7 protein-coding genes and 1 tRNA gene are annotated in these 6,383 nt (G+C 43.9%); 5 read left to right on the forward strand and 3 right to left on the reverse strand.

The annotated features are described in order from the left end of the window. Positions 1-36 precede the first annotated feature (36 nt). The 5 genes from M3085_RS08990 to M3085_RS09010 all read left to right on the forward strand — a co-directional run bounded on the left by M3085_RS08990 (position 37) and on the right by M3085_RS09010 (position 2,638). The gene (locus M3085_RS08990) at positions 37-951 is read left to right on the forward strand and encodes a ribonuclease Z (RefSeq protein WP_178256558.1); all 915 of its coding nucleotides are present in this window, start codon (positions 37-39) and stop codon (positions 949-951) included. 81 nt (positions 952-1,032) lie between these two features. Further along, positions 1,033-1,584, forward strand: coding sequence for an RNA polymerase sigma factor (locus M3085_RS08995; RefSeq protein WP_178256557.1), 552 nt, complete (start codon positions 1,033-1,035; stop codon positions 1,582-1,584). A gap of 49 nt (positions 1,585-1,633) precedes the next feature. Beyond that, positions 1,634-1,999 (forward strand): hypothetical protein, encoded by a 366-nt coding sequence (locus tag M3085_RS09000; RefSeq protein ID WP_191710958.1) that lies wholly within the window; start codon positions 1,634-1,636, stop codon positions 1,997-1,999. Positions 2,000-2,012: 13 nt separating this feature from the next. Further along, a complete protein-coding gene (locus tag M3085_RS09005) occupies positions 2,013-2,465 on the forward strand; it encodes a hypothetical protein (protein WP_178256556.1) in 453 nt (150 codons plus the stop codon). Positions 2,466-2,553: 88 nt separating this feature from the next. Then, positions 2,554-2,638, forward strand: a tRNA-Ser gene (locus M3085_RS09010). Positions 2,639-2,888: 250 nt separating this feature from the next. Here M3085_RS09010 and M3085_RS09015 read toward each other — a convergent pair. The 3 genes from M3085_RS09015 to M3085_RS09025 all read right to left on the reverse strand — a co-directional run bounded on the left by M3085_RS09015 (position 2,889) and on the right by M3085_RS09025 (position 6,216). Beyond that, complete coding sequence (locus tag M3085_RS09015; protein ID WP_249052851.1) at positions 2,889-4,028, reverse strand: DUF4377 domain-containing protein; 1,140 nt, start codon at positions 4,026-4,028, stop codon at positions 2,889-2,891. Positions 4,029-4,035: 7 nt separating this feature from the next. Further along, entirely contained in the window at positions 4,036-4,356 is a 321-nt protein-coding gene (locus M3085_RS09020; RefSeq protein ID WP_249052852.1) for a hypothetical protein, read from the reverse strand. A 456-nt stretch (positions 4,357-4,812) separates the two neighbouring features. After that, positions 4,813-6,216, reverse strand: coding sequence for a mobilization protein (locus M3085_RS09025; RefSeq protein ID WP_249052853.1), 1,404 nt, complete (start codon positions 6,214-6,216; stop codon positions 4,813-4,815). Positions 6,217-6,383 lie beyond the last annotated feature (167 nt).

The following is a 6,383-nucleotide window of genomic DNA, read 5'->3' on the forward strand; positions in this document are numbered from 1 at the left end:
TTCTTAAAAACTGTCGAAATCATTATCTTTGCCTGCATGGAAAAGTTTGACATACATATCTTGGGATGCGGATCGGCACTGCCTACCATCCGCCATCAGGCTACTTCGCAGGTGGTAAACATCCGCGAAAAACTGTTTATGATAGACTGCGGCGAGGGAGCGCAGGTACAGTTGCGGCGCTCTCGCCTCCGCTTTAACCGACTGAACCACATTTTCATCTCCCACCTCCACGGCGACCACTGCTTCGGGCTGATGGGGCTGATTTCTACGTTCGGCATGTTGGAGCGCACTGCCGATTTACATATCCATGCCCATTCCGATTTGCAACAGTTTCTTCTGCCGCAGATAGATTTTTTCTGCAAAGACATGACGTACAATGTAGTGTTTCACCCCATTAATCCCGGCGAACGTTCCGTTATCTACGACGACCGCTCGGTAAGCGTGGAAACCATTCCGCTGCGTCACCGCATCCCTACGTGCGGATTTCTTTTCCGCGAAAAACCGACCCCCAACCACATCCGCCGAGATATGATAGACTTTTACCAAATCCCGACTTACATGATTAACCGCATCAAAAACGGAGAAGATTACACGCTGGAAGACGGCACCATCGTTCCTAACGAACGGCTGACCACACCTTCCGCCCCTCCCCGCTCGTATGCTTACTGTTCGGACACGATATACCTGCCGCGCATCGCAGAACAAATAAAAGGAGTGGACCTGCTGTTCCACGAAGCAACATTTGCCTCCTCGGAAACAGTGCGTGCCCGGCAAACATTTCACACCACGGCAACACAGGCGGCACAAATAGCCCGCGATGCCCAAGTGAAACGGCTGGTAATCGGTCACTTCTCTGCCCGCTACGAAGACGAAACAGTATTATACGAAGAAGCCTCGGCAGTTTTCCCTAACACCGTACTGGCAAAAGAAAACCTGATGCTGTCACTCTGAGCCGTTAAATAAACCTAACTCTATTAAACCAATCACCCCGATATACAATCATACGCCAATGATAAAGATTTGTTTCCAATCATGAACAGCTACAAAGAACAAAACATATCCGCCCTGCTTCAAGACCCGAAAACCCAACGGGAAGCGTTCGGCGAGGTGGTAAAGATATACAGCGAACAGCTTTATTGGCAAATCAGGCGCTTGGTGATTTCGCACGACGACGCCAATGATTTGCTGCAAAACACCTTTATCAAAGCATGGAGCAACTTGGATTATTTCAGGGGCGATGCGAAACTTTCTACATGGCTGTACCGCATCGCCTTAAATGAATGTCTGAATTTTTTAAACAAGCGTCGGGCGGAACAGAACCTTTCGATAGACGATGTAGACTCTACCCTTGTCAACAAGTTGGAAAGTGACCCTTACTTCGATGGAGACGAAACCCAGAAACAGCTTCAGCAAGCCGTACTCCGCCTGCCCGAAAAACAGCGGATGATATTCAACCTGAAATATTTTCAGGAGATGAAATATGAAGACATGTCGGAAATACTCGGCACAAGCGTAGGTGCACTGAAAGCCTCTTACCACCACGCCGTGAAGAAAATAGAAGACTTTTTTAACCAAAACGATTAAACCTTTTCTATGCTAATGAATCTAAATCATAAAAGAGATTGAAACCATGATGAAGGAAGAAAAAAAATTGCAAGAAAGATGCGGAAAACAAAATCCTTTCAGCGTACCCGAAGGTTATTTTGAAGGATTTGCCGATCGTATAATGGAACAACTTCCGGAAAGAGAATCTCGTGAAGTCCCCCCTATAACTACATGGCAGCGTATCAAACCGTGGATATACATGGCGGCTATGTTCTGCGGACTAATGTTAAGCGTTCGAATGTTTGTCGGAGAAAAAGCTTCAACAGACAACGATACGACCGAAGCCTCCGAACTGGCAGACGAATACATCGACGGTATCATCAATCAAACCATGATGGACGATTATACGTTATACCAATATCTGACAGATGCCAATGCGGAAATATATAAATAATTAATGAAACAAGATGAAAAATAAAATAGGTATACTGATAATGGTCATAATGACCTGCGCAATAAGGGTGCAAGCCCAACATTCTCACTTGAGCAAGGAAGAATTCCGTGAACGCCAGCAGGCTTTTATCACAGAAAAGGCGCAATTAAGTGCAAAAGAGGCTCAACAGTTCTTTCCTCTATACTTCGAACTGCAAGACAAAAAACGTGAGTGTAACAAAGCAGCATGGCAAAAACAAAGGAAAGGGAAAGAAGAAAACACTACTGAAGAAGAATATGCTCAAATAGTGGAAGACGTAATCCAAGCTCGCATTGACGTAGACCGTTTAGATTTGGAATACGTACGTAAATACAAGCGTTTTCTCTCGTCTAAAAAGATTTACCTCATCCAGAAAGCCGAGATGCGTTTCCACCGGGAGTTGCTGAAAAATATGCGTCCGCCCAAGCAGAATAAAAAAGAAAAATAAATTTTTCACATCAAATGCTTGCATAATCAAAAATAATGCGTACCTTTGCATCGCTTTTGAAACGAAGCACTTCCGAAAATGGATTTTAGGAGAGGTGGCAGAGTGGTCGATTGCGGCGGTCTTGAAAACCGTTGTGCTGCGAGGCACCCGGGGTTCGAATCCCTGTCTCTCCGCAATAAACATTGAAAATCAATGTTTTACAAATTAAACACCCGATTTTACACCCAAGAATGTAAAGTCGGGGTATTTTTATATTATTTTTTAATGAATCATCTCTGAGGTAGCAGATAAAAATAAAGCAAACGAAGGGGACACCAAGTTTTTCCTCTTCATTTGCTCTATAAATTATTACATATATCGATTGATATATCAAGACGTTTATATGACTTTTGATTTAACAAATTGCATCCAAAACTTGAAATATTATTTCGGTTCGGCGATTATATAATAACATTCTTCATGAAAGTCATCACCCGCGAAATAAAGAAGCGCCGCACGTGTAGTATCATTGCCATAAGTTTCCACAACACTTGCATCTTCAGGTAATGTTTTGAAGTCAGCAGCGGTCTCGAAAGTTCTATATCCCAGATGTTTTTCCAGCAACCAGCGAAGTCCGTTTTCTTGTCTTTTCAGATTCTCTGTATCGGTGAAATTGATATCAGCGGCAACTTTGATTTTAACGAAAGGGGTATTGTTGCGCTGCTGTATGTCGGTCAACAGGAATTCATAACGGGTGTCAAGCACGCAATAAATGGCATTGGTCTGCGGATTGGCAAGCACAACGCCTCCGTTTTTCCAATCAATTCCGAGAAAATCCCTTTCGCGCATGATTTGTCTTATCTGAGACGCATATTTCACTTCGCCGTTTTTGTATCCTTTTAGAATTATCGGGAAATCATTTTTCTCAAAGAAACAGGAACTCCATTGCGACGTGAACTTTTCGGATGTATTATCTCCATTCGTTTTCTTCTGATAGACACAATAGGTATCGGGCATGACCGGGGTCGACATCACAATCGAATCATAATATTGCAAGAACGCAGGATACCCCAAAGGAGTATATTCGTCCTGATGGTCATATATCCTGAATGTCAAGAAATCAAAGGGTGCCGCCAACGGCGTATCTAAATCCATGAATGGCTTCAGTTGCACCATTTTCAGTTTAAACTTTGCTTCTTCAGGCCACTCTTCAGGTCCCACAGGAGTGTCCGGCTGCGTATCGCTTATTATTTCAAGCAATTGATAAATGTAATTAGCCCCATCCTGCGGTGGATTGGCAAGAGTAGTTTTGCGAACCTTTAACTCGTAGGCATGTCCTTGCACGTATTCAAAGCCTTCAATGCCGCCCATAACAAGCGGTTGCCATTCCGTAGCAGATTGTTCCTTTACCAGCATGTGTTCCACCGGAGTGTCACTACCCCATACAGGTTCATAAACGGTTTTTTCGGACACTTGCATGATTATATCCACATAGGTATCACCTGGAGTGTCGTCATTGTCACAACCAACCCATATAAAACATAAGGCTGTCAATAAAACGAAAGAAAGATTTTTGAGAGTCATAGTTTGGCTATTTAAAAGTTTTAGAAATTTGTTCGCCAACGCGCTGAAGAGCACCTTTAATATCGGCATCCGGACTGATGCCAAACGTAGTATAAGCACCCCGACAAGATACTAAGGGACGGTCGCTATCGAAGTCAATGAAGTTGACGGTGACAACGGTTTCTTCCTGACTTACAGCAACACCGAAAGTTGCAAGCAATAATGCCGACTGTTCGTTCCGTGTCAGTTCGTTGATGCGGTATTGATTTATCAATGCCAGCCCCGATTGTTCGACGGCATCATATAATTGTATCTGATATTGCATAAGTTCAGGAGGAATTCTATACATATCATTATCTATGATTGCTACATATTTATACTTAGACAAATTAGCACCTTGCGAAACAACGGACTTGGATGTGGTACAATTCGTTAGAGACATCATCAAGAAAGTGCCGATGAACATAGAGAGCATTTTTAAATATTTTTTCATTCTTATCGTTATAAAATTCTCATTGACTCCCTAAGAATGTTAATTTAGATATTATAGAAAACGTGAGCCAACTATGCCACGTCTTTACTTGAAGGTCGTAGGAAACCATAGATGCAGATGTAACAATAGCAGCCCACGCTATAGCGTGAGAACCACTATGCTATCCTTGCATCTAATTTGAAAATTTCCTACGTTTTCAAGTACAAGATAGGCATAACGTTTCTTCTTTTTCTCTTATGTCTTGGAAAGAGTTGCCTCTATCCATTTGCAAAAATACAGAATTTTATTGAAATCCAATCAAATACTATTGAATTACATTCTAAATCCTCTACTTTTTCTTAGCGCTTCCGCTGGTTGCCGCAAATCTTGTCGAAATTTATCCCATTGTTCCTTGAACCATTCGCCAATCGGTTGCCTGTTTATGGTCAGAACCAATTTATTGTTATCGGTCGGATTCCTTTCTACCTTGAAAACATCGTTCTTGATGTCAAACTTCCGTCTGTGTTCTTCGGAATAAATCCTGCCGTTGCACCTGATAGCCTCTTTCTTTGTCAGGAGGCTCTCTATCATTTCTTTGGTGAAGCCGATGGCTGCGCACAGTTTCTCCATTCTCAGCATCTCCCTGAGCATCGGAAACCATTTGAACGCCTTTTCAAGGATAGCATTCAGCCGTGATATTTCCTTGTCTTTGGCTTCAAGTTCCTGATTGTGTACTCCTTGCAGGTTGCGTATCTGCTTGCCATGCTGTTCCTGCATATGCCGCATTTGGGCTTTCAGGTCATCAATTCCCTTATCCCGTTTGGCAATTTCCTGACGCAATTCTTCATTGAATTGTTCCAGTTTCTTCATTTTCCCGCTGCCGAAGAGAGAACCCACTCCGCTTACTATGACCGTTGCTGCATCGGTGGCTGCGCCTTTGAGCTTGTCCGTGCGTATTTCCGATTTCACCTGACGGAGTTCCTGTTCGGCAAGATTTATCTGTTCTTCTTTGCGCCGTTTTGCAGCATCCATGCGTTGCAGTTCGGCTTTCTGCTTCTTAATGATGAAGTCGTTCCGTTCCAGATGTTCCTTGCGTGTTACAGACTTTGATTGTCCACGCTCCATCAGAAGGATGTCGGAGGCCAGACTCTGCATTTCGGTCATATCCTCGTCATTGAGTTTGCGGCTCTTGCCTGTATCGTGGTTCATCCAGTCGAATACGATATGGGCATGGTAATTCGGTTTGAACCACCTTTCGCCTACTTGGAAACTCTCCCTGTCCTCCGGGTCAGGCTGTCCGTTCAGCCAATGCCCTTCGTCCTTGTGCAGGAAGATTTGGAGCGGTGTGATGCCCCAGCGTCTTTGGCACTCCTCGCCAAACTTATGCACATCTGCCAGTGTGGTGTCAGGTCTGATGAGCAACACTCCCTCACGTATGGGTGAACATCCTGCCACTTTGATAATCTTGCCGTTCTTGCCTTTGCGCTCACGTTCTTTTTCCTGCATGGCACGACCTGTCTTTTCCTTGACCATCCGTTTGATGTTCTCATAGTGCATCTGCAATTCGGGACTGCCGAAGTCCGGGTTTATCCACTGCTCGTTATTTGCAGAGAGTTCGGATACCACATATACTTTGGATTTTCCGATATTGCGCATATACTCGGCAGTTCTCCGGTTATGAGCCTCGCTTGATGCCACGTTGCAAGGCTTGATATGTATGCTTGATTTTGTTGCCATCTATTCAATTTTTAATTTGATTGTTTACTAAATCTGTTTGTTGCTTTCCGCACATATCCGCAAGGGGTTCTTAGGGGTGCAACCCATGAGCGGAGTTTCCAAAGAGAGGGTCACTCTTTGGTCGGGTTGCATAGGGCTGAAAGCCCTTGCCGGGTTCTTAGGGCAGC

Origin of the sequence: Bacteroides caecicola, assembly GCF_023337095.1 — a bacterium.
In the GTDB taxonomy this organism is placed as follows: domain Bacteria; phylum Bacteroidota; class Bacteroidia; order Bacteroidales; family Bacteroidaceae; genus Phocaeicola; species Phocaeicola gallinarum.